The organism is bacterium, assembly GCA_018830565.1.
Lineage (GTDB): Bacteria > UBA9089 > JAHJRX01 > JAHJRX01 > JAHJRX01 > JAHJRX01.
The window spans coordinates 17,765-40,533 of the sequence record JAHJRX010000071.1 but is presented as its reverse complement, the minus strand read 5'-3'; the positions used below and the strand labels follow the sequence as shown (position 1 = coordinate 40,533).

Here is a 22,769-nt window from a genome sequence, read left to right as displayed (position 1 = left end):
TATATCTTGATCTTTGATGCTAAAAGCAGTACTTCTTTAGGGAAAGATAGATGAGATAGGAGATACCACCACCCTAACCGATTCTTCGGTGCGGTGGTCGAGCATTTAATAAAAGAAAAAGATAAATCTTAATTGAGGAGGAATCTTTTATGCAGTATATCTTGATCTTTGATGCTAAAAGCAGTACTTCTTTTAAGGAGATCCAAAGAGAAAGAGAAGAGTGGATTAAGGAAGGCCGCGATAAGCTCTTCCAAAAGAGATGTCGGAGTATCAATCGCTATGAAGTCTTAGGTATCTCTCCACTCAAGATCTTTTTTGTGGTTGATACTGACGATCCCTCTGTCTTAAACTTCATTACTTACCACTTTGGAGATGAATGGAATGTAGTCTCTTATCCCATAATTCAACGGGAAATATATGAAGTATTAGAAGAAGACAGAGAGATTATTCCTGGATAAATAGGCAGGGCATTAGATTTTCTAACGACTAATTTAATGTATTAGAAGAAGACAGAGAGATTATTCCTGGATAAATAGGCAGGGCATTAGATTTTCTAACGACTAATTTAATGTATTAGAAGAAGACAGAGAGATTATTCCTGGATAGCTGAAAACTGATACCTGAACGCTGAGGAAATTTGATGTATTTTGATAGATTTGATGTATTTTAGATAAAAAGATAATTATTACTAAGAGGAGGTTTGATGTATTTTGATAGAACAGGTCCTATTTATACAGAAAAAACTTTGGAAATAGCTATAAATGCGGCAATTGCTCATGATATTAAACATCTAGTTGTCGCTTCAACTACTGGTGAAACAGGGGCTAAATTAGTTAAATTAGCCAAGGGAAGAGATCTTAAAGTAATCGTCGTTACTCATAATACAGGTTTTAAAGAAGAGGGAGTTCAAGAAATTAAGGAAAGTTTTAAGAAGGAAATAGAAAGAAATGATGGATTAATCTTAACTTGTCCCATGGTCTTACGAAGTTTAGGAGCAGCTATAAAAAATACAACTGGTTTTTCTCATCAACAAATAGTAGCTGATACTTTACGGATGTTTGGTCAAGGAATTAAGGTCTGTGTAGAAATAGTAGCTATGGCTGCCGATAGTGGTCTTATTCCCTTTGACAAGGTAATAGCGGTAGGAGGCACTAGCAAGGGAGCTGATACCGCCGTAATTATCAAAGCTAATTCTTCTAATAAATTTTTTGAGCTTAAGATATGTAAAATATTAGCTAAGCCCAGTAATTTTTAGCTATGATCTTAACTTGAAATTAAATTTCTGACCATAAGTGGAGTAGCTTTATCTTTAGCTAAATTTAAATCTCTTGCTCCCCCTTACTTTCTCTTACCTGATTAAGGACTTCAGCCACGGTATAAAAAAATCTGTAACACAAATTAAGTGATCTTTAGTAGCTTTATCTTTAGCTAAATTTAAATCTCTTGCCCTCACTTACTTTCTCTTACCTGATTAAGGACTTCAGCCACGGTATAAAGAGAACCGGTAACACAAATTAAGTGATCTTTAGTAGCTTTATCTTTAGCTAAATTTAAAGCTTTTTTAATTTCCTTTATCTCTTGGACATTTTCTTCACTTATATACTTTAAGACCTCTTTTCTTATCTCTGAAGTAAAAAGAGCTCTCTCGCAATCAGGCTCACATAATATTACTTGAACAAGCTCATCTTTACCTAAAAGCTCTTTTATTATTCCACTGACATCTTTATCTTTTAAGATACCGATGATCATTATTCTTGGTCTCTGGAAATATCTTTCTTCGATCAGTTCTCTTAAAGCTTTAGCTCCCCCTGGATTATGAGCTCCATCTAATAGGATGGTAGGATTTTCACTTATCACTTGAGCTCTTCCTAACCACTTGGCTTTTTTAAGTCCTCTTTTAATCTCTTCTTCGGAAATATTTACTCCCTTCTTTCTTAATAATTCCACCGCCATTAAGGCTAAAGCAGCATTAGCTGTCTGGTGTTTACCCATAAGTCCTAGCTCTAAGTTTTGATATTTAAAATCTTCTCCCCAAATGGTATTACTTTTTTCTACTCGATACTTAATATCTTTGTTTACTAGATAGAGAGAAGATTTCATCTCTAAAGCTCTTCTTTCTATAACTGACAAAGCCTCTCCAGAAGCAACTCCGGTAATTACTTCAGAATTTTTTTTAATAATACCAGCTTTTTCAAAAGCAATCTTAGCTAAACTATCTCCTAACCAGTCTGTATGATCATAATCAATATTAGTAATCACACTAATTTGAGAATTTACTACATTCGTGGCGTCTAACCGTCCTCCTAATCCTACTTCTAATAAAGTAAGATCTACTTTCTTTTGAGCAAAATAGTGAAAGGCTAAAGCCGTAGTTACTTCAAAATAAGTTAAATTTAACCCTTCTGGAATATTCTCCCTAATATAAGTAAGTCCCTCCGCTACTTCTTCTTCTAAAATAGGAGTATGGTTGATCGCTATTCTTTCCGTAAAAGATATCAGATGAGGAGAAGTGTAAACTCCAACTTTAAAACCAGCTTCACTCAAGATGGAGTTTAAAAAAGCAATGGTTGATCCTTTGCCATTAGTTCCAGTAACATGAATAATTAATTTAAGTCTTTGCTGGGGGCTTTTAATCTTATCCAATAACAGACTTATATTATTAAGTCCTAATTGAATGCCAAATTGAGATAAATTATTTAGATAATCTTGAGACTCTTGATAATTCATAAGACAAAAGGAAGGATAATTAATGAAGTAAATATCTTTAGCTGAAAAATTTCAATAGTTTTCCTAATGTAGTCTTTAAAGCCTTTCGATTTACCACCATGTCTATCTGCCCATGCTCTAACAAAAACTCGGCTTGTTGAAAGTTAGGAGGTAAGCTTTGTTTAATAGTTTGCTCAATGACCCTGGGTCCAGCAAAACCTATGAGAGCTTTAGCTTCGGCAATGATGATATCACCTAAAGAAGCAAAACTAGCGGTTACTCCACCCATGGTAGGATGAGTCAATAAAGAAATATAGAAAAGTTTGGCCTGATGGAACAATTCCAAGGCAGCTACGGTTTTGGACATCTGAAATAGTGAAACTATTCCCTCTTGCATGCGAGCTCCTCCTGAACTTGAAATAATAAGGAGGGGTAATCTTAAATTTATAGCCTTTTCAATCAATCTAGTAATCTTTTCACCCATTACCGAACCCATACTTCCACCCATAAAATCAAAATCTAAGATAGCTATTGCTGTTTTAACCTTCTCTATACATCCACATCCTGTAATGACGGCATCCTTTGAGTTTACCTTTTCTTGATTTTCCTTAATTCTTTCTTGGTATGACTTTTGGTCTGTAAATTTTAAAAAATCTACTGGTGCTAAATGCCCATCGTCTTCTTCAAAAGTACCTTTATCTACCGTAATTTCAAAACGCTCCCCTGAGTTTAGCCTAAAATGATAGTTACATTTAGAGCAAACCTTCAAATTGACTTCCCATTCTTTTTTAAAGATTAACTCTCCACAACCACTACATCTTTCCCATAAACCATCAGGAATTTTTGCTCTCATAGCCGAAGGAGTAACAATAGAATATTTAGGTTTTCTAAACCAAGTCATAGATTGCCTCTTTGTATTTTTGGCTGCCAATAATCATTCATAACTCCTTCCAATTCAAGAACTTAAAAAGAGTGTCCCTTTATTTCCTTTATTTTTTTTGGCTATTTTTACCTACTTTATTCCTTGCTTTCTAAATCAAAGTTTGAAAAACTGATCTTATTTTCTATAATTCTAATCGTCTTAGTTACTTCTGGGAATCCTTCTTTCTCTGCTTTTAAGATATGTTCACCTACTGGCATTTTAATGTTACGAAGAGGAGTAATGCCTAAGAGCTTACCTCCGGTGTATATTTTAGCTCCATAAGGAAGAGAGGTAATATAAGCTTTTCCCAGCTTAGTTGCAAGTTCTATAAATATTTTCTTTTCTTCACCAGTCTTAGGAGAAACAGTAGAACTATAAACTATCTCGCCATTATGTTCTACTTCTACATTATAAATGATCTCTGGAGTTAAATCCTTAATTCTAAGAGGTGTTTTGCCGTAAGGTTTTTTATTAATAAAGACATTTGCTCCTTTAATGTTTGAATCTACAAAAATACTGCTTAGTTTTGTCTTTAAAATTACCGATAGTCGATTTTTTTTCCCTTTTTTAATTAAGACACTTCCTTGCCAAGGCAGATACCCTTCTTGGCAGATTCTTATCCCATATTTTCCTTCTCTAAGACTTATGTTTTCAATAGGCGTCGTTGACTTTTCTAATTTTCCATCAATATAAACCTCTGCCTCTGAAGGAGAAGAACTAATTGTTAAATTTCCGCTACCTATGTCTATTTGAGGTTCACTGACTGATGGAGTTATTTGTGAAGCAATTTGCGGGGTAAGAGGATTTTCTGGATAAGTTATTTCATTTACTCCATCTGTAGCCTTAATATAGTATTCCATACCCTCTTTAGTGATAAATAGACCGGGAATTACAGCCCAATAAATATCATTACCGCTATCAATCATCTTGACACAGGTATATGCTTCCGTATTCTTTTTGCGATAAAATAAATTTACTGTCCCTACTTGAAAATTGTCTTTAACAGTGGCTTCTATCCGTAAATCTTCTCCTGGATTTACCTTAGAAAGAGGAGAAGACATTATTTCTGGAGGAGCTACATCTTCTAAGTCTATTTTTAACTCTAAAGTCTTCTTATGTTCTAATTTAACTAAATTACTCCAGCCATTAAACCCACCTCGAGTTACCTTGAGATTATATTCCTTAGCTTCTATCTTCGGTAAGTAAATAGGGGTTAAGCCTTTTTCTTGATTATCTAGATAGACTAAGGCTCCTGGAGGATTAGAAACGATAGATAATGAACCATATTTCTCTCCCGGTAAAATCTTGGTAACTATTCCCCAAATTAAAAATAAAGCTACTCCTATTAAAACAATTAAGGCTGGTAGTCTCTTCCAAGTAGACGGCAGTGGCGAAGGAGAAGTAACTTCTAACAGTTGCCCATCTTCCAAGGGCTTTTCTTCCTCAAACTTAAACTCTCTAAATTCCTCTTCTTCAAAGTCTTTGACCATCATCTTTCCCCATTCTTTTAAAATAATCTTAGCCTAAAATAAATTAGTCCCAGCCTACCCTAAGAATTTTTAAAATTCCTATCCAACTAGTTGATGAATATAATCTCCTAACAAGTCTAACATCTTTGGATTTTTTTCTTCTTTTAAAATAAGATCTATCAGGGCGCTACCCACAATCACTCCATCTGCAATCTTAGCTATCTCTTTAACTTGATCTTGATTAGAAATACCAAATCCTACGCAAATTGGCTTATTAGTAATTAATCTTATTTGGCGAATTAAGAAACTTAAATCTTGATTTAAACTATCTCTAACTCCAGTAGTCCCTGTAACTGAAACGAGATAAATAAAACCACTACTTTTATTAACAATGAGCCTAATTCGTTCTGGTGTAGTATTAGGAGTTACTAAGAATATGGTTGCTAAATTATACTGGTCAGCTAATAATTTTAACTCTCCATATTCTTCGGGAGGTAAATCTGGAATGATCATCCCATCTATTTGGCAATTATTTAAATCATTAATAAAATTATTTATTCCATACTTATATATTGGATTATAGTAAGACATTAAGACTAAAGGAATATTAGTCTTATCTCTTAATTCTTTAGCTAAACTAAATACTTTTTTTAAATTGGTCTTATTTTCTAAAGCTCTTTGGGATGACTTTTGAATGGTAGGCCCATCTGCTAAGGGGTCGGAAAAAGGAACCCCTAATTCAATAATATCTGCTCCCTTTTCGACAACTTTAAGAACAATTCGGTAAGTTAAATCAAGATTAGGAAATCCTACGGTAAGGTAAGGAATAAATGCCTTTTTATTAATCTTTTTTAATTCTTCAAACTTTTCTGAGATTTTATTCATAAGAAATCTTTTATAGTAGTTATTAACGAAAACCAGACATAGGAAATAATACCGAGCGATAAAAGATAAATTTGTTTGTCCTCAAATTAATTTGCTCTATGTCAAATTTTCATTAATAAGTGCTATATTTCTTGACTGTCTTTTTCCATTTCACTATAACTTCAAAATACTAGAAATACTTTCTACATCCTTATCGCCACGACCAGATAAATTTATAATAATTATTTCATTATTTTGTAAATCTTTAGCTAATCTTACTCCATAAATAATCGCATGAGCACTCTCTAAAGCTGGAATAATACCTTCTATTTCAGAAAGTAGTCTAAAGCCTTCTAAAGCTTCTTCGTCAGTTACTCCTACATAAGTGGCTCGATTAACTTCTTTATAATAACCATGCTCTGGACCCACTCCTGGATAATCTAAACCAGCGGAGATAGAATGAGTAGTCTTTATTTGTCCATCTTCATCTTGTAATAAATAAGACTTACTTCCATGAAGAATACCTATCTCTCCAGAAATTAAAGTAGCGGCATGCTGGCTGCTTTCTAACCCTAAACCAGCTGCTTCTACACCAATAAATCTTACTGGATCATGAAAAAAAGGATGAAAGATTCCGATCGAATTACTTCCTCCCCCCACACAAGCAATTAGATAATCAGGCAGCCTCTTCTCTAAATCTAAAATCTGCCATCTGGTCTCTTGGCCAATCACCAGCTGAAAATCTCTAACCATCATTGGATAAGGATGTGGACCTACTACCGACCCTATCGCATAATGGGTATCTCTTACATTGGTTACCCAATCTCTAATCGCCTCATTAATGGCATCTTTTAAGGTCTTGCTTCCGGAGTCAACCGGAACAACCGTCGCCCCTAAAAGTTTCATGCGAAAGACATTAAGAGCTTGTCTCTTCATATCTTCGCTCCCCATATATACTTCGCATTTTAGACCAAAAATAGCCGCGGCGGTCGCCGTAGCTACTCCATGTTGACCTGCTCCAGTTTCAGCAATCACTCTCTTCTTGCCCATCCTTTTAGCTAAAAGGACTTGGCCTAAAGTATTATTTATTTTATGGGCACCAGTATGACAAAGATCCTCACGTTTTAAATATATTTTTACTTTTCCTAATCTCTGGCTTAATCTCTTGGCATAGTATAAAGGAGTAGGTCTCCCTGCATAATAAGTAAGATAGTAGTTTAATTCACTATTAAAATTAAGATCTTCTTTGGCTTCTTGATAAGATTTCTCTAACTCTTCTAAAGCTGGCATTAATAATTCAGGAACATATCTTCCCCCAAAGTAAGTCTCTTTATTAACCCGAAAGTATCCTTCTTTATCTGGTTGCTCCATTAAACCTCTTTTAATTCAAATCTCCAATTAGTTTTAGACCTTATTTAAGTCCCTGACTTTTTTAATAAACTCTTTTAACTTTTCCTTATCTTTCTTTCCTGGATACTTCTCTACACCACTACCAACATCTATCGCATAAGGATTTAATAATTCCAGACAAGAGGTAACATTTTGAGAATTTAATCCCCCACTAATAATAATAGGTTTCTCAAAAGAATTTCCTTTTAAAATCTGCCAATTAAAACTCCTGCCCGTCCCTCCGTAAATTCCTTCTTCAAAAGTATCAAATAAATAAGCCGAAACTAAAAACCGACGAATTTTTTTTAAAGAATCTCTTTCTTTAACTAAAAAACTTTTTATAATCTTATAGTTTATAAACCTTTGGCAATATTGAAAGGACTCATCTCCATGAAATTGCAAAACATCTAAATGGCAATACTGAGCTACCTCCTCTACTCTTCTTTGTTCTTCATTAACAAAAACACCTACCGTGGTTACAAAAGGAGGAAGTTGGCTAATTATCTCTTTAGCTACTTCTTGACTAATCTTTCTCTTACTTTCCGCAAAGATAAATCCTAAAGCCTCTACTCCTAATTTAGTACATTCCAAGGCATCTTCTAAGTTAGTAATTCCACATATTTTTATCTTAACCATTAAGCTCTTAATAACTCTTTTATCTTAGCTCCTGGATCATTACTTCTTAACAAAACCTCTCCTATCAGGACCGCATCAATTCCTTTCTCTTCCAAAAGAATAAGATCTTCTACCGAGTTTATCCCACTCTCGCTAATCACAATTTTATCTTTAGGAATCTTAAAGTGCAATTTAAAAGTAGTATTTTTATCTATAGCAAAAGTATGTAAATTTCTATTATTAATACCAATAATTTCTGCCTTAGTAGATAAGACTTTATCTAATTCTTCTTCTTTGTGAACTTCTACTAAACAAGATAAACCTAACTCCTTGGTAAAGAGCAAGAAATTATCGATCTCTTCTTTAGATAAAATAGCTGCAATTAACAAGACAGCGTCTGCTCCATAAAGAGCAGCTTCTGCAATTTGATATTTATCAATAATAAAATCCTTACTTAAAATAGGAAGCTTAGAAACTTCTTTGACTTTAAATAAATTAAGCAAATCTCCTTTAAAAAAGTTTTTCTCTGTGACTACAGAAATAGCTTTGGCTCCAGCTAATTCATACTGTCTGGCTATCTCTAAGATATCTAAATCTTCTCTAATCATTCCTATAGAAGGAGAAGCTTTTTTTATTTCAGCAATGATATTAATCCTTCCCTCTTCTTTATTAGAAATGGCTTCTTTAAAATCTCGTAATGGTAACCGTTCCCCTATCTTTGCCAGTAGTTTTTCTAAAGGGACCCTTTGTCTTTTGCCAGCAACTTCTTGGTATTTATGAGAAACTATCTTATTTAAAAACAAATTTATAATTCTCTTTGTTGGGTAAAATGCTTTAATTTTTCTAAAACTTCTAAGGCTTTTTTCTTTTCAATAGCTTCTCGAGCTAAATTAATCCCCTCTTCTACTGTTTTTACTTTATTAACGCACAAAAGAGCAAAAGCACAATTTAAGAAAACTATATTTTTTAAAGGGTCATCCTTGTCATGTAAGATATTCAAGGCAATATTGGCATTATCTTCAATTGTTCCCCCTCTTAAATCACTAAGTTGGCATCTTTTAAAGCCATAGTTCTCAGGAGATACATAATAAGTCTTTACTTCCTCTTCAGCTAGTTCTGAAATCTTAGTCCTTGCAGTTAAAGTTATCTCATCTAACCCATCTTCTCCATGAACCACAAAAGCTCTCTTTGAATTTAAATTTTTTAAAGCTAAGGCTATGGTTTCAGTTAAATTAGGCTCGTAAGTCCCTAAAATATGATACTTAGCTCCGGCTGGATTAGTCAGAGGACCTAAAATATTAAAGATAGTTCTAATGCCCAGCTCTTTTCGAGGGCCAACTACATGTAGCATGGCTTTATGGAATAAAGGGGCATACAAAAATCCAAATCCAATCTTATTAATGCACTCTTCTACTACTTCCACTTCTACGTTAATATTTACTCCCAAGCTTTCTAATAAATCAGCGCTACCACATTTTGAAGAGACTGACTTATTACCATGCTTAGCTACCTTAACTCCACATCCTGCTACCACTAAAGCAGCAATAGTAGAGATATTAAAGGTACTTCTTTTATCTCCTCCGGTGCCACAGGTATCAATTAAATCTCCTTGAACATTAATCTTGACAGCTTTTTCTCTCATCGCTAAAGCTGCTCCAGCAATCTCTGTAGCTGTCTCTCCCTTCATCCGAAGGGCAGTCAGAATGCTGCCAATTTGAGCTTGGGTAAGCTCTCCTTCCATAATCATGTTAATAATTTGTTTCGATTCTTCCAAGTTTAAATGATGACCCTGGACCAAGGTTTCAATTATTTCTTTGATCATAAAAACAATGCTCCTTTAAAAAATTTCTAAGAATATTCTTGCCTTCCTTAGTCAAAATAGATTCAGGATGGAATTGAACTCCTTCCAGAGAATATTCTTTATGTCTAATACCCATTACTTCTTCTTCCTCTGTCCACGCAGAAATTTCTAATGGCTCTAAAATGGTCTCCTTTTTTAAGATTAAAGAATGATACCTGGTTGCTTCAAAAGGATTAGGAATATTTTTATAAATTCCTCTTTGATCATGGTAAATTAAAGAAATCTTCCCGTGCATAAGTCTATCAGCATGGACTAATTTAGCTTTAAATACTTCCCCCAGACATTGATGCCCCAAGCATACTCCTAAAATAGGTATTTTTCCCTTAAATTCCTCAATGACACTTTTAGAAATACCTGCTTTGTCGGGAGTGCCAGGGCCAGGTGAAATAATAATAGTCTTAGGATTTAGTCTTTTGATTTCTTGAATACTTATCTTGTCGTTTCGAGATACTTTTAAATCTTCTAATTCTTGGTTAAAATTTAAGCATAGCTCTCCTACATACTGGACTAAATTATAAGTAAAGGAATCATAATTGTCAATAATTAATATCATCTCAACATCTCTAAGAATCTTAGGTAGATTTTAAGGTGGTGTCTCAATAGTGTCTATTAGGCAACAATTTACTTAGTCACCACAATTTTTTCAAATTCATAGACAACAATTTACTTAATCTTAAAAACTTCTATTAAAGCTTTGGCTTTATTTATTGTCTCTATGTACTCTGCTTCTGGATTAGAATCAGCTACTATTCCTGCTCCAGCTTGAATATAAGCCTGACCATCTTTCATTAAGATGGTCCTAATAGTAATGCAAGAGTCAAAATAGTTAGAAAAACTAAAGTAACAAATACAACCGGCATAAGGACCTCTTTTAGTCTTTTCTAACTCTTCAATTATCTCCATTGCTCTAATTTTAGGAGCTCCAGTGACCGTGCCGGCTGGAAAGCAAGCTTTTATGGCATCAAACTGATCATATTTTGGACAAATCTGGCCTTTGACTGAAGTAACCAGGTGCATGACATGAGAATACTTTTCTACCACCATAAACTCTGGCAATTCAATACTTTTATAATTACACACTTTACCAAGATCGTTACGACCTAAGTCAATTAACATGAGATGCTCGGCTCGTTCTTTAGGATTCCCTATCAGCTCTTTTTCTAAAAGTTTATCTTGAGCAGCATTTGTCCCTCGAGGGACAGTGCCAGCAATAGGTCGTGTTTCTACGGTCTGATTAGAAAATTTAACTAATAGCTCTGGAGATGACCCAATTAAACTCATCTTATCAAGATGTAAATAAAACATATAAGGAGATGGATTTATTCTTCTTAAAATCCTGTAAACATTAAGAGGATCTAATTGGGTGCCAAAAGATAATCTCTGCGATAAGACTACTTGAAAGATATCGCCTTCCAAAATATACTTCTTAGCTTGTTTGACCAAATGAATAAATTCTTCTTTGGTGCAATTAGATTCTACCTTAAGCCTTTTTTCTTTATGGTAAAGGATATCTAAATGTTTATTTAGAGGCTGATTAATCTTTTTGATAATCTCTTCAATTTTAAAAACAGCTTTTTGGTAAGACTCTTGAGGATCATTATTAATGTGAGCATTAGAGACTACTTTGATCACATGTTTTAGATAATCAAAGATCACTACTTCATTAACCACTAAAAAGAATAAATCAGGAACATTTAAATCATCAGGATTACTATCGGGAATATCTTCAAGACATCTAATATAATCATAACCAATATATCCTACTGCTCCTCCTGAAAAATCAGGCAAGTCTTCATCTTTTACAAAACTATAAAAATGGAGCAAGTTTTTTAAATAAGCTAAGGGATCTTTGAGAACTCCAAGCTTATTAATCTTTCCATCTTGATAAATAGTCCCCACCTTATCCTTGACTTGAAAAATAGCTAAAGGATTACTTCCAATAAAAGAATACCGACCTAATCTTTCTCCACCCTCTACGCTTTCTAATAAGAAAGAATACTTTCCATCATTTATTTTACAAAATACAGAGACAGGTGTCTCCATATCAGCTAATATTTCTTTATATACAGGAACAATACTTCCTGCCAAAGCCTTTTTTTTAAACTCTCTAAATTTAGGATAGTACATTATTTCTTTCTTCGTCTTTTAAGTTCTAAATAAATATCCGAAGGAGTAATATGATTAATGTTTAACAAAACTAAGAGATGAAACCACAAATCAGCTACTTCCATGATTATCTTCTCTTTATCTTTCTTTTTACCATCAATCACTACTTCTCCTGCTTCTTCAATAATCTTTTTTAAGACTTCATCTTCTCCTTTCTTAATTAGAGAAGAGACATAAGAACCAGGAGAAAAATTATTCTTCCTCTCTTCTATCACTCTGTAAACTTCATCAATAATACTTTCTTCTAAAATACTTTCTTCTAAAGACTTACTATCTCTCTTCTGGCCTCTACATTCTTCTTTTTCTTCCCTGTAAACTTCATCAATAATACTTTCTGCTAAGGGTTCTTTCTTGGTATATTCTCCTTCCAGAGAAGTATAAAAACAAGAATACTCACCAGTATGACAAGCCACTCCATCTTGTTTAACTTTAATAAGCAAAGTATCTTTATCGCAGTCATAGGTAATATCTTTTATTTCTTGATAGTGACCAGAAGTTTCGCCTTTTGTCCAAAATTTTCCCCGAGAACGGCTAAAAAAACAAGTCTTTTTACTCTCCACGGTTTTCTGAAGAGATTCTTTATTCATATAAGCTAACATTAAGACTTCCTTGCTCAGATAATCTTGAATAATGACTGGGATTAATCCTTGCTCATTGTATTTTAAATTCTCTATATTTTCCTCTATCTTTTCTTTCATAGTCTCACCACTACCTCTTTTTGATTTAAATATTCTTTTACTTGTTTAACAGTTAATTCTCTATAATGAAAAAGAGAAGCCGCTAAAGCTGAGTTTGCTTTGCCAATAGTCAAGACTTCATAAAAATCTTCTAACTTACCTGCTCCCCCTGAAGCAATCACTGGAATATGCAAGCTTTCTGCAATAGCCTTAGTAAGCTCAAGGTCATATCCTTCTTTAGTCCCGTCTCTATCCATACTAGTTAACAAGATCTCGCCGCATCCATAATCTTCCATCTTCTTAGCCCAAGAAATAACCTCAATATTGGTAGGTGTTCTCCCTCCATGGATATAAACTTCCCAAGTTAACATAGGAAGATCTTTCCTTTTTAATGTCTTCTCAGCTTTTAAAGTCTTCTTGGCATCGATAGCTACTACTATACACTGGCTTCCAAAACTAAGAGCAGCTTCTTTGACTAAGGTTGCTCTTTTTACCGCCGCCGTATTTATAGAAACTCTGTCCGCTCCAGCCTTAAGCAATCTCTCAATGTCAAATAAGCTTCTTGTTCCTCCCCCTACCGTTAAAGGCATAAAAGCTACTTCTGCTGTCCTCTTCACTACCTCTATCATAATCTCTCTTTGGTCGCTGGAAGCAGTTATATCTAAAAAAACTAATTCATCAGCCCCTTCTTGATTATATAAAAGAGCTGCTTCTACTGGATCCCCCGCATCTCGAATATTTACAAAATTAACTCCTTTTACTACTCTTCCCTTATCTACATCTAAACAAGGAATAATTCTTTTAGCTAACATTATCCTTCCTAAGTGGTAAGCTATCAGCTACCAAGCAATTATTTTAAGTTTGTAACTATTCAGGCAGTAGAATTTAGAAGTCAGAATACAGAATACAGAATTAAATCAGGCAACGCAACTGTTCGTAATCAGTGAATCCAAACAAAAAATAATCGCATAAATCACACAGGTTCTTTCATTCTGACTCCTGAATTCTGTATTCTTGCTACCTGAATAGTTACTTAAGTTTTACCATTATGATTATTATCTCTATAAATCTCTACTTCATTTTTTCCTGAATGTTTAGCTCTTAACAAGGCTTTATTAACCGCCTTAAATAAGCCAGGGACTGTTTTATCTTTTATAAGACTAGAGTAACTTACTAATCCTATGTTCACTGTAATGCCAAACTTACTGTCTTTACTATGATACACGGTGGCTGAAACTTCACTTTTTATCTCTTTAGCCACTTGATAAGCTTCATCTTCCCTTGTTTCTGGCAAGACTAATACAAAATGATCACTCCCATAACGAGCCACAAAGCCAATTTTCTTTATATTCTTCTTTAAGGTCTTAGCTATATTAATTAAGACCTTGTTTCCCATCAGATATCCATAATGATTATTTATCTTAGCTAAATGATCTACATCAACTAAAATCATAGATAAGTTATGATTAAAAAATTCAGCCCTCTTTACCTCGCTATCCAAGGCATGCTTTAGATAGCGATAATCATAAACTTTAGTCAACTCATCTATTTCGGACAAGGTCTTCTCTTTTAAAACATTATTCTCCACCGCTAAAGATAAATAGTTGCTCAAACAAGAGAAAAATCTTTTCTTTTCCAAACCAAAAAAGTCCTTTTTTGAGCTAGCTAAGACTAAAAGACCTACTTCTTTATCCTTAATATTAAAGGGAGTTATTAAGAACGACTCAATCTGTTCTTGATCTTCTAAAGAAGTTCCCCAGGAAGACTCTTTAGATAAATTACAAATAACTCTTTTATTGGCCATGCTTTCACTTTTAATCTCGGACCAAGTTGTTAAAAGTTTACTCTTCATTTCTTCAAGAAGCTTTTCAGATGTTTCGCTTTGATAAAGGATATTAATGGATAAGATTCTTCCTTTAGCATAAAGAAAAGCTCCTAAATTAGAATTAAATAAAGGCTGAATTTTTAGTAAGACCCAATTTAAGATCTCTTCTGGTTTTTTAAATTTATTCATTTGGGAGCTAATCTCCGCTAATAAATTTAATTCATCAGCCAGATCCTTTTCCTTTTCCATATCCGAAGCAGCAGCAATAATAGCTTCTGCTTCTTTAGCTTGAACAATTAAATTATCAGCTTTATTTTGTAGTTTATCAACTTGAGACCTTAAAGTATCTGCTTGTTCTTTTAATTGCTGAGTCTGGTTATCTAACTCTTCTACCTCTTTTACCTTAGAAAGTAATTCTTCTGCTTCCCTTAATTGATTCTTTAGCATCTCTACTTGGGAAAACAATTTCCCTGCTTGCTGATAAAGTTTTTCTGTTTGTCTTTTTAGATCCTGAGTATAAGTGGTAATATCAGGAGTAATCTTTTCTTCGGAAAGATATTTTTCCACCTGCTTAGAGAGGGCTTCCGTCTCTCTCTTTAATGTTATGGTCTCTTCTTCTTGAGTAGCTACTTCTAAGGTTTGTAATTCTAAGAATTTTTTGGTAAATAAAGTCTGATTTTCTATTTTATCTGCCTGAATTTTTAACTCCTCCGTCTCTTTTTTTAATTTCACTGTCTCTTCTATTTGCTCACTTAAAGTAACAATTTGTTGTCGAAGAGCATCTGTTTGAGTCTTTATTTTATGCGCCCCTTCTTTTAACTGACTAGCTTCTTTTTCTAAATTAAATTTAGTCTTCATTTCTTGGTAGGATAAAAGGGATGACTCTATCGCCACTGTGATATAACCACAAATTAATTGAAGAACTCTAAGTTCACTTTCATTAAATATATGATGAGTTAGCTCGCTATTTATAGAAATCACTCCGATCAGCTTTCTCTGAAGCATTAATGGAGTTATTAAAAAAGACTTAGTGTAATACTGATTAATCGTCCTTTGATTGGCCAATCTTTCATCTTGGCCAATATTCTTTACTAACATAGGTTCCTTAGTCTTGATAACATATTCAGCAATATCCTTATCTATACTTACTCTTGAAGAAGAAACTAAGGAACCATCTTCTTCAAGACTCATCTTGATTTCTAGTTCATTTTCGGCTTGATTATATAACATCAAGACATAAACTTGCCCTTTAATAATCCTAGAAATAATACTTAAGAAATAACGAAACAAGCTATTTGGGTCTAAACTTAAGATCTTATCCCTTTCTCCTTCCATGATCTCATAAAAAAGGGAGATATCCTTAATCTCTCTTTCTTTTTCTAAAAGCTTTCGATCTTTAATAATTAAATCTAAAGCAGATTGGCAATGAATAGCTAAAAGCTCAACCCCTTTTTCTAACAATTCGACCATTTTCACTTGAGGAGCTCTAATCACAGAAGAAGAAATAAGTCTTTCTTTCTTTCCCATAAAAGCAGGACTCTCAATTTGACACCCCCCCACTATTCCCACTACCTCATTTTCGGCCATCAAAGGAACACTAAAAGTAATATATTTAAGATGGCATTTGTTAATGATAGATCTCTTTCTCTTCTTCGTTTCATAAAATAAGTAAAGAAAAGCAGCCTGGCAATTTTCATAATCTAAAGAAGTAGACTTGACATTTTGACATCCTTCTTTATCTTGGGTCTCTTTAAATACAAAGCTACCTTCATTATCGATAATCCAATAAGAGGTAGCGCCCATACTTCTTAATTGTGTTTCTCGGATCCGACTCCATTCCTGACCATTGGTAAATTCATTTAAAATTTCCCTGATATTTTCAATATCCATATCTTTCTCCTCATTAAGCCTTAATTAGACTATCCAAAGTTGGTTTGTGAAAAATATTGTTAAATATTCTCATTTTAAACAGTTTTGCCCAGTAAATCGCTCGGGTAATTTGGGATTTCAAGTAATATTTTTTGCAAACCTGTTTTGCTTGAGGATAAATAACTACTCCTCAGCTACCTTGATAGCTTCTTTTAGATCTATCTTTTTAGCATAAAGAGCTTTTCCAATAATAATTCCTTTTATCCCCAAATATTCAATATCTTTAATCTTCTTGATATCTTCTAGGCTAGAAATACCCCCAGAAGCAACTACTTTTAGTTTTGTCTTTTGAGCAATGTTAATTAATTCTTCCCTATTAGGACCGTTAAGAGTCCCATCTCTTAAGATATCGGTATAAATTATTTCACTAATACCCATCTCTTTAATCTTTAAAGCTAAGTCCACGGCGTTTATCTTTGTTTTTTCTTGCCAACCTTTTATAGCCACATAACCATTAACTGCATCTATGCCTATAACAATTTGTTCTCTAAATTTTTCTACCCCTTTTTTTACCAAAAGTTGATCATTTACCGCTGTGGTTCCTAAAATAACTTTGCTTACACCCATTAAGATTAATTCTTCCACGATTTCTAAGGTTCTTATTCCTCCCCCTACTTGAATAGGTATATCTACCGCCTCAATAATTTTTTTTATACTCTCTTTATTTTTCAGAGACCCCCCCTTAGCTCCATCTAAGTCAACAACATGGAGAAAAGAAGCTCCTTCTGCTCTCCACCTTTTGGCTACTTGGTAAGGCTTTTCAAAGTATACTGTTTCTTGGTCAAACCTTCCTTGAGTTAACCGAACTACTCTTCCATCCTTAATATCAATAGCTGGAATAATTAACATCTTCTCTAAAAAAACTCCTTCTTAAAATTATCTAAAAACCTTAATCCTAACTCCTGACTCTTCTCTGGATGAAACTGAGTAGCAACAATGTTATCTTTAACAATAGAAGAAGCAAACTTTAGTCCATATTCAGTCATGGTAGCTATAATCTTCTCCTCTTTAGGCTTAATAAAGTAAGAATGGACAAAATAAAAGAAAGAACAATTTGGAATATTTAAAAACAAAGAAGAAGTCTGATCTAAATTAAGATTTATCTCCAGAGTATTCCACCCAATATGAGGAACTAAGACGCTACCGGGAAATTTGACTACCTCTCCACTTAAAACACCTAAACCTTGGTGCTCTCCATCTTCGTAGCTTTTAGAAAATAAAAGTTGCAACCCTAAGCAGATACCTAAAAACGGTTTTCCTTCTTTTATAACTTTATAGATAGCTTGATCAATATTTAATTCTTTAATATTTTTTATCGCATCCTTAAAAGCCCCTACCCCTGGCAAGACCACTCCTTGGGCATAAATAATCTCTCGGTAATTATTAGTTATTTTTACTTTAAAACCCACATATTCTAAGGCTTTTTGGACACTATGAAGATTACCCATTTTGTAATCAATAACTACAATCACTTTATTAACTTACCATATATTTTGTTTATAAAAATAAAAACAAATATTGTTTATTATTGTTTATAGGTAACTACCCTTAAGAACTTATACTCCCATTTTCTTTTTTTGTAAAGCAGAAACTATTTTTTTGTATGGGTAATAGGCTATTCACTGGCGAAAGAGTTGGTTTTAGTTGACTCCATTCAAATTAGTTTTTAAATTTTTAGGGAATCATTAATGATTTGACAGCGATGTATTTTGAGGTGTAATATTGTGGAATAATCGTAGTCTTGAAGCTACCTGATAAATTTCGCAATAAGCGGGAAAAACAACAAGCAGAGATTAAGATAAGGTAATTTTTAAACAAGCTATGAAGAACATTGTGCTTTTTGGTTTTATGGGAAGTGGAAAATCGAGTATTGGAAGGATGTTAGCGGAGAGATTAGGTATGTTCTTTATAGAGATGGATGAAATTCTTGAAGAAGAGCATCATAAGACCATTAATGATCTCTTTAAGAAATACGGAGAAGCATATTTTAGAAGATTAGAGAAAGAATTAGTAAAGAGAATATCTAAAAGGGATTCTTGTGTTATCTCTACAGGTGGAGGAGTGGTCTTAGATGAAGAAAATGTTAAATTATTAAGAGAAAATGGCATTCTTATTTCTTTAATGGCTTCAGAAGAAGTAATTTATGAAAGAGTAAAGGACGATAAGAGCCGCCCTTTATTGAAGACTATTGATCTTCCCAAAAAAATAAAAGAGATCTTAGTCCATAGAAAGCCGTCTTATGAAAAAGCCGGATATTGCATTGATACTTCCGATAAGTCAAAAGAAGAAGTGGTAGAGGAAATTATAAATTATATCAATATAGTAGTTATTAACGAAAACCGGACATAAAAAATAATGCCGAGCAACAAAAGATAAACTCGTTGGCACTCAAATTAATTTGCTTTATATCCGATTTTCGTTAATAACTACTATATAGCTTTGACATCAGTAAAGCAATAAATTCCCTTGGATGATCTGGAGAAATTACTACTTTTTTCTTGCCTTCTAATACAACCAGGTTATTCATATTAGTTACATAGTAATCCAACCATCCAAATTTAGAGGTATAAAAACTGCCAAAAGTTCCAAACATCTCATAAGAGACCCATCCTTTTTCTATCCAGCAATACCGGTAACACCGGTCTATTTTATAAAACTTAGCTGCATCTAACCAAGCTTTATTTATCTCTTTCACTGGAATAGTAATATTTCCATAATGTTTATGAATAATTATGGCGGTATCATTAATGCTATAGCCACAAGGAGCGTTAAAATATGCTCTTATGTTTCTTATGGAACCTGTAGTTCCTAAGAGAAATACCACCATTAAAGCTAATAATCCTTGCCATGAACTTCGGCGAAATTTACGCTCCTTATTTTTAAGATTCTTTAAAAAGCTCTTTCCTACAAAGAAAAACAAAGCCAGAGAGATGATGACTAAAAATCCAGAAAAAAAAAGCCAGCTTACCGTAGAAATAAATATCTCTTTATCTAAAGAAGCATTAAAAAAAGACGAGGTAAGTTTAAGACTAGTATTCATCTAACAATGATCCAAAAGCAAAAATCTCTTTCTTTTTCATTTTAAGAGATCATGGTGCTTAATCTTAGTTGCCCACAGGCAGCTTTAATATCTTGACCCCGAGGTCTTCTTAAGGCTACTTTGATTCCAGCCTTATCTAAGTAGTTTTTAAATGATGAAATTTCTGACTCCGGGGGAGGTTCTATCTCAAGCTCTTTTATTTGGTTAGCGGGGATAAGGTTCACCTTTGACAATTTTATCTCTTTTAATAATAAACTTAATTCCTGGGCATCTTTTAATGATGAATTTAACTTATTAATTAAAATATAATCAAAGGTTATCTGGCGATTTGTCTTTTTGATATACTCTCGGCAAGCCCCCATTAAGTCCTTGATGGGATATTTTTTGTTTACAGGCATAAGCCTATTCCTTATCTTCTCATTAGCGGCATGTAAAGAGACAGATAATTCTATTTGTAATCCTTCCTCAGCTAGTCTTTTTATTCCAGGAATAATTCCACAAGTAGAGATAGTTATCTTTCGTGCTCCTAAATTAAGAGCCAGAGGAGAATTGACAGTCTTAACTACTTTTAAGACCTGATCATAATTATCTAATGGCTCCCCAATACCCATAAAGACAAGATTAGTTAATTTTTGAGACGAGGCTTTTAAGGATAAAACCTCATCAATAATCTCTCCATAACTTAAATTTCGCTTAAAACCTAATAAACCACTAGCACAGAACTGACAAGAAAATTTACAACCAACTTGAGTAGAAATACAGCCGGTTATTCTTTCTTTAGCGGGAATGATTACTGCCTCTATAAAATTACCATCATTTAATTCAAAAAGAAACTTTTTAGTCTGATCTTTTGAAGTTACTACTTCTACTAATTTTAAATTGGCAAGAGAAAAATTTTCTTTTAATTGTCTTCTTAAATCTAAAGGCAAATCGGACATCTTTTCAAAATCAGTTACATTCTTTTTGTATATCCAGTTCCAAATTTGATGAGCATGAAATTCTGGTTTACCCCAACTGTCTGTAATTTCTTTTAATTCTTTTAAGCTTAACTCTTTTATAGCTTGCATTTAGTCCCTCTCTCTTGAAAATTGTCGTAATTCCTGAATAATAGGCTTTATTCCTATAATACTATAAAATAAATCCTGGCTTTTAATCTTTTCTGTCCTTCTTACTTCTTTTATCTTTCCTATTTATAGCTTGCATTTAGTCCCTCTCTCTTGAAAATTGTCGTAATTCCTGAATAATAGGCTTTATTCCTATAATACTATAAAATAAATCCTGGCTTTTAATCTTTTCTGTCCTTCTTACTTCTTTTATTTTTCCTAAAAATAAGGTTACCACCAAACCTCTTAAAATAGTAGAGATAAAAAAGAGACTTAATAAATCCCGAAGCATAAATACTGAAAAAAATGGAGCCGCTAAATTTATACAAAAACTAAGAAGGGAAACAAAGATAACAAATTTGGCAAAATTAGACTTTTTAATCCCTTTAATAAAATCAAAGAAACTAAAATAAGCTTCTTTCTCTATTTTAAAAGGTGGTTCATACATCAAAGTTAAAAAATACCAAGAAATAAATCTACAGATAAAAGCTAAACCAAAAATGATCATAAATCTTGTTAAAAGAGAGCATTTAAGGACATGCAAGATAAATCCAGCTAAAAAACTACTTAAAATAGTGACAATGGTTAAAACCTTATTTCGCCAACCAAAGTATTTACCTCTACTCTTAGGTGGAATATAGTCAGCCATTAAAGATGACCAAGGGGGACCAGCAAAAGCTCCAAAACTAACAAATAAAGTAATGAGGATGATAAAAAAAGATACTAATGGTTGTTTAAATAAATAAGGAAGAAGAAAGATAGGTATCATCATCAATACTTGTAAAAGTACAAAGATATTAATAATCTTCTTTCGACTCTTTAATTTTTCTACTAAATCTGCTGATCTTAATTGGATGCAAGAAGAAATAAGATTAGGCAGGGCATTGAGAAGGCCAATTTGTTTATTAGTTGCTTTTAAAACAAGAGCAAAAGGGGTAATATAATCCGTAGTTAAACCTACCATGCAAGAAGCAAATACTCCATCTAAAAGAGAAAACTTAAGACTCTTTCTTATCTTATTCTGCTTGCTCATATTAGACCAAAAATAGTAGGGACAGCCCTTGCGGCTGTCCCTTGTGGTAACTGACTCATTACAACTACTCTAAAATTATCTCTAAGGGTAACCCGTTGGTTAAGACTTCGCATCCTTCTTTTTTAGCTAAAATTACATTCTCTATTCTTACTCCTCCGAGTCCAGGAATATATATTCCTGGCTCAATAGTAAACACCATTCCTTCATCTATAACTACGCCGTTCTTTGTTTTCTGAGACAAGACTGGATCTTCATGGACTTCTAAGCCTACTCCATGGCCTAAATTATGAATAAAGTACTGACCATAGCCTTTATCATCAATATATTTTCTGACTTCTCTATCTAAGTCGCTACATCTTAGTCCTACTTTTACCAGACTTAAAGCATATTCTTGAGCACCCTTCACTACTTCATAAATCTTCTTCTTTTCTTTACTTATTCTTCCTAAAATAATAGTTCGAGTAATATCCGAATGGTATCCATTAAAAACTGCTCCAGCATCAATTAATAATAGATCATCTTTCTTGATCTTGCTTAGAGAAGCTTTAGCATGAGGGTAGGAAGAAGAGACTCCAGAAGCTACAATAGTCTCAAAAGCCGAATTCATTCCCTTCTTCTTTAAAAAATATTCGATTTCAGCAGCTATTTCTACCTCTCTTACTCCTTCTTTCGCTAATTTTAAAACTTTGATTAAAGTTAATTGTATTTCTTGGCAAGCTCTCTTGATATTCTTTACTTCTTCTTCATCCTTTCTTAATCGAGCTTCCTCAATAACTTTTTCTATGATAACTAACTTTACTTCGCTAAGCTTATCTTGCAAGGAATTATAAATTTTATAAGATACATCTCCTTCTATTCCTAAATATTTTATTTTTTTTGTCTCTACTAAATTTTTAATCACCTCTGATAAGGAATTTTTCTGCTCTAATATCTTATAATCTTTGATCTCTTTTTCAGCTTGCCATAAATAACGAGAATCAGTGATAAAATATTGATCTTCTGGGCAAAGAAATAGATAACCATTAGATCCAGCAAAACCAGAGAGATATTTTACATTAACAAGATTGGTTATTAAAAATGCATCTACTTTTTCTAGAAGAAGTTTACTCTTTATTATTTCTAACCGACCAGTGGTTTTTTTAAGCATTAAATTATCTTATGACCTTTTTA

At 33.3% G+C, this 22,769-nt stretch carries 22 protein-coding genes; 3 read left to right on the top strand and 19 right to left on the bottom strand.

The window, feature by feature from the left end; genetic code table 11:
• Nucleotides 1-149: 149 nt before the first annotated feature.
• The gene (locus KJ849_07045) at nucleotides 150-458 is read left to right on the top strand and encodes a hypothetical protein (GenBank protein MBU2600314.1); all 309 of its coding nucleotides are present in this window, start codon (nucleotides 150-152) and stop codon (nucleotides 456-458) included.
• A 245-nt stretch (nucleotides 459-703) separates the two neighbouring features.
• Complete coding sequence (locus KJ849_07040) at nucleotides 704-1,255, top strand: hypothetical protein (protein MBU2600313.1); 552 nt, start codon at nucleotides 704-706, stop codon at nucleotides 1,253-1,255.
• Nucleotides 1,256-1,449: 194 nt separating this feature from the next.
• Here KJ849_07040 and KJ849_07035 read toward each other — a convergent pair whose 3' ends face one another.
• From KJ849_07035 to hisH, 15 genes are all read right to left on the bottom strand, one after another.
• Nucleotides 1,450-2,643, bottom strand: coding sequence for a bifunctional folylpolyglutamate synthase/dihydrofolate synthase (locus KJ849_07035; GenBank protein MBU2600312.1), 1,194 nt, complete (start codon nucleotides 2,641-2,643; stop codon nucleotides 1,450-1,452).
• A gap of 121 nt (nucleotides 2,644-2,764) precedes the next feature.
• A complete protein-coding gene (accD, locus tag KJ849_07030) occupies nucleotides 2,765-3,607 on the bottom strand; it encodes an acetyl-CoA carboxylase, carboxyltransferase subunit beta (GenBank protein ID MBU2600311.1) in 843 nt (280 codons plus the stop codon).
• A gap of 116 nt (nucleotides 3,608-3,723) precedes the next feature.
• Entirely contained in the window at nucleotides 3,724-5,121 is a 1,398-nt protein-coding gene (locus KJ849_07025; protein MBU2600310.1) for a PEGA domain-containing protein, read from the bottom strand.
• 75 nt (nucleotides 5,122-5,196) lie between these two features.
• Entirely contained in the window at nucleotides 5,197-5,982 is a 786-nt protein-coding gene (trpA, locus tag KJ849_07020) for a tryptophan synthase subunit alpha (protein ID MBU2600309.1), read from the bottom strand.
• A 153-nt stretch (nucleotides 5,983-6,135) separates the two neighbouring features.
• A complete protein-coding gene (trpB, locus tag KJ849_07015; protein MBU2600308.1) occupies nucleotides 6,136-7,332 on the bottom strand; it encodes a tryptophan synthase subunit beta in 1,197 nt (398 codons plus the stop codon).
• A gap of 33 nt (nucleotides 7,333-7,365) precedes the next feature.
• Complete coding sequence (locus tag KJ849_07010; GenBank protein MBU2600307.1) at nucleotides 7,366-7,986, bottom strand: phosphoribosylanthranilate isomerase; 621 nt, start codon at nucleotides 7,984-7,986, stop codon at nucleotides 7,366-7,368.
• Nucleotides 7,986-8,768 (bottom strand): indole-3-glycerol phosphate synthase TrpC, encoded by a 783-nt coding sequence (gene trpC / locus KJ849_07005; protein ID MBU2600306.1) that lies wholly within the window; start codon nucleotides 8,766-8,768, stop codon nucleotides 7,986-7,988. The genes KJ849_07010 and trpC overlap by 1 nt, the downstream gene beginning before the upstream one ends.
• Before the next feature lie 2 nt (nucleotides 8,769-8,770).
• Nucleotides 8,771-9,787, bottom strand: a complete 1,017-nt coding sequence (trpD, locus tag KJ849_07000) for an anthranilate phosphoribosyltransferase (GenBank protein MBU2600305.1) — start codon at nucleotides 9,785-9,787, stop codon at nucleotides 8,771-8,773.
• Nucleotides 9,768-10,379, bottom strand: coding sequence for an aminodeoxychorismate/anthranilate synthase component II (locus tag KJ849_06995; protein MBU2600304.1), 612 nt, complete (start codon nucleotides 10,377-10,379; stop codon nucleotides 9,768-9,770). The genes trpD and KJ849_06995 overlap by 20 nt, the downstream gene beginning before the upstream one ends.
• A 110-nt stretch (nucleotides 10,380-10,489) precedes the next feature.
• Complete coding sequence (trpE, locus tag KJ849_06990) at nucleotides 10,490-11,953, bottom strand: anthranilate synthase component I (protein MBU2600303.1); 1,464 nt, start codon at nucleotides 11,951-11,953, stop codon at nucleotides 10,490-10,492.
• Entirely contained in the window at nucleotides 11,953-12,690 is a 738-nt protein-coding gene (locus KJ849_06985; protein ID MBU2600302.1) for a bifunctional phosphoribosyl-AMP cyclohydrolase/phosphoribosyl-ATP diphosphatase HisIE, read from the bottom strand. The genes trpE and KJ849_06985 overlap by 1 nt, the downstream gene beginning before the upstream one ends.
• Complete coding sequence (hisF, locus tag KJ849_06980; protein MBU2600301.1) at nucleotides 12,687-13,481, bottom strand: imidazole glycerol phosphate synthase subunit HisF; 795 nt, start codon at nucleotides 13,479-13,481, stop codon at nucleotides 12,687-12,689. The genes KJ849_06985 and hisF overlap by 4 nt, the downstream gene beginning before the upstream one ends.
• 221 nt (nucleotides 13,482-13,702) lie before the next feature.
• The gene (locus tag KJ849_06975) at nucleotides 13,703-16,384 is read right to left on the bottom strand and encodes a diguanylate cyclase (GenBank protein MBU2600300.1); all 2,682 of its coding nucleotides are present in this window, start codon (nucleotides 16,382-16,384) and stop codon (nucleotides 13,703-13,705) included.
• Between the two features lie 162 nt (nucleotides 16,385-16,546).
• Nucleotides 16,547-17,272, bottom strand: coding sequence for a 1-(5-phosphoribosyl)-5-[(5-phosphoribosylamino)methylideneamino]imidazole-4-carboxamide isomerase (hisA, locus tag KJ849_06970; protein MBU2600299.1), 726 nt, complete (start codon nucleotides 17,270-17,272; stop codon nucleotides 16,547-16,549).
• 5 nt (nucleotides 17,273-17,277) lie between these two features.
• Entirely contained in the window at nucleotides 17,278-17,895 is a 618-nt protein-coding gene (gene hisH / locus KJ849_06965) for an imidazole glycerol phosphate synthase subunit HisH (GenBank protein ID MBU2600298.1), read from the bottom strand.
• Nucleotides 17,896-18,244: 349 nt separating this feature from the next.
• Between hisH and KJ849_06960 the strand changes: the two genes are divergently transcribed.
• The gene (locus tag KJ849_06960; protein ID MBU2600297.1) at nucleotides 18,245-18,772 is read left to right on the top strand and encodes a shikimate kinase; all 528 of its coding nucleotides are present in this window, start codon (nucleotides 18,245-18,247) and stop codon (nucleotides 18,770-18,772) included.
• 70 nt (nucleotides 18,773-18,842) lie between these two features.
• On the opposite strand, the gene KJ849_06955 is transcribed toward KJ849_06960, so the two are convergent.
• From KJ849_06955 to KJ849_06940, 4 genes are all read right to left on the bottom strand, one after another.
• Nucleotides 18,843-19,463 carry a PH domain-containing protein gene (locus KJ849_06955; GenBank protein MBU2600296.1) on the bottom strand — a complete coding sequence of 207 codons (621 nt, stop codon included), beginning with the start codon at nucleotides 19,461-19,463 and terminating at the stop codon, nucleotides 18,843-18,845.
• Between the two features lie 41 nt (nucleotides 19,464-19,504).
• On the bottom strand, nucleotides 19,505-20,530 hold the full coding sequence (gene rlmN / locus KJ849_06950) for a 23S rRNA (adenine(2503)-C(2))-methyltransferase RlmN (protein MBU2600295.1): 1,026 nt from the start codon (nucleotides 20,528-20,530) through the stop codon (nucleotides 19,505-19,507).
• A gap of 136 nt (nucleotides 20,531-20,666) precedes the next feature.
• On the bottom strand, nucleotides 20,667-21,599 hold the full coding sequence (locus tag KJ849_06945) for an MFS transporter (GenBank protein MBU2600294.1): 933 nt from the start codon (nucleotides 21,597-21,599) through the stop codon (nucleotides 20,667-20,669).
• A 64-nt stretch (nucleotides 21,600-21,663) separates the two neighbouring features.
• A complete protein-coding gene (locus KJ849_06940; protein ID MBU2600293.1) occupies nucleotides 21,664-22,746 on the bottom strand; it encodes a Xaa-Pro peptidase family protein in 1,083 nt (360 codons plus the stop codon).
• Nucleotides 22,747-22,769: the final 23 nt, after the last annotated feature.

Coding starts and splice junctions, on each gene's coding strand:
- trpE (MBU2600303.1), bottom strand. CDS start 11,953: ATGTACTATCCTAAATTTAGAGAGTTTAAAAAAAAGGCTTTGGCAGGA.
- KJ849_07025 (MBU2600310.1), bottom strand. CDS start 5,121: ATGATGGTCAAAGACTTTGAAGAAGAGGAATTTAGAGAGTTTAAGTTT.
- trpA (MBU2600309.1), bottom strand. CDS start 5,982: ATGAATAAAATCTCAGAAAAGTTTGAAGAATTAAAAAAGATTAATAAA.
- KJ849_06940 (MBU2600293.1), bottom strand. CDS start 22,746: ATGCTTAAAAAAACCACTGGTCGGTTAGAAATAATAAAGAGTAAACTT.
- KJ849_06945 (MBU2600294.1), bottom strand. CDS start 21,599: ATGAGCAAGCAGAATAAGATAAGAAAGAGTCTTAAGTTTTCTCTTTTA.
- KJ849_06975 (MBU2600300.1), bottom strand. CDS start 16,384: ATGGATATTGAAAATATCAGGGAAATTTTAAATGAATTTACCAATGGT.
- accD (MBU2600311.1), bottom strand. CDS start 3,607: ATGACTTGGTTTAGAAAACCTAAATATTCTATTGTTACTCCTTCGGCT.
- hisF (MBU2600301.1), bottom strand. CDS start 13,481: ATGTTAGCTAAAAGAATTATTCCTTGTTTAGATGTAGATAAGGGAAGA.
- KJ849_06955 (MBU2600296.1), bottom strand. CDS start 19,463: ATGAATACTAGTCTTAAACTTACCTCGTCTTTTTTTAATGCTTCTTTA.
- KJ849_07045 (MBU2600314.1), top strand. CDS start 150: ATGCAGTATATCTTGATCTTTGATGCTAAAAGCAGTACTTCTTTTAAG.
- trpD (MBU2600305.1), bottom strand. CDS start 9,787: ATGATCAAAGAAATAATTGAAACCTTGGTCCAGGGTCATCATTTAAAC.
- KJ849_06960 (MBU2600297.1), top strand. CDS start 18,245: ATGAAGAACATTGTGCTTTTTGGTTTTATGGGAAGTGGAAAATCGAGT.
- KJ849_06995 (MBU2600304.1), bottom strand. CDS start 10,379: ATGATATTAATTATTGACAATTATGATTCCTTTACTTATAATTTAGTC.
- KJ849_06985 (MBU2600302.1), bottom strand. CDS start 12,690: ATGAAAGAAAAGATAGAGGAAAATATAGAGAATTTAAAATACAATGAG.
- rlmN (MBU2600295.1), bottom strand. CDS start 20,530: ATGCAAGCTATAAAAGAGTTAAGCTTAAAAGAATTAAAAGAAATTACA.
- KJ849_07040 (MBU2600313.1), top strand. CDS start 704: ATGTATTTTGATAGAACAGGTCCTATTTATACAGAAAAAACTTTGGAA.
- trpB (MBU2600308.1), bottom strand. CDS start 7,332: ATGGAGCAACCAGATAAAGAAGGATACTTTCGGGTTAATAAAGAGACT.
- KJ849_07010 (MBU2600307.1), bottom strand. CDS start 7,986: ATGGTTAAGATAAAAATATGTGGAATTACTAACTTAGAAGATGCCTTG.
- hisA (MBU2600299.1), bottom strand. CDS start 17,272: ATGTTAATTATTCCAGCTATTGATATTAAGGATGGAAGAGTAGTTCGG.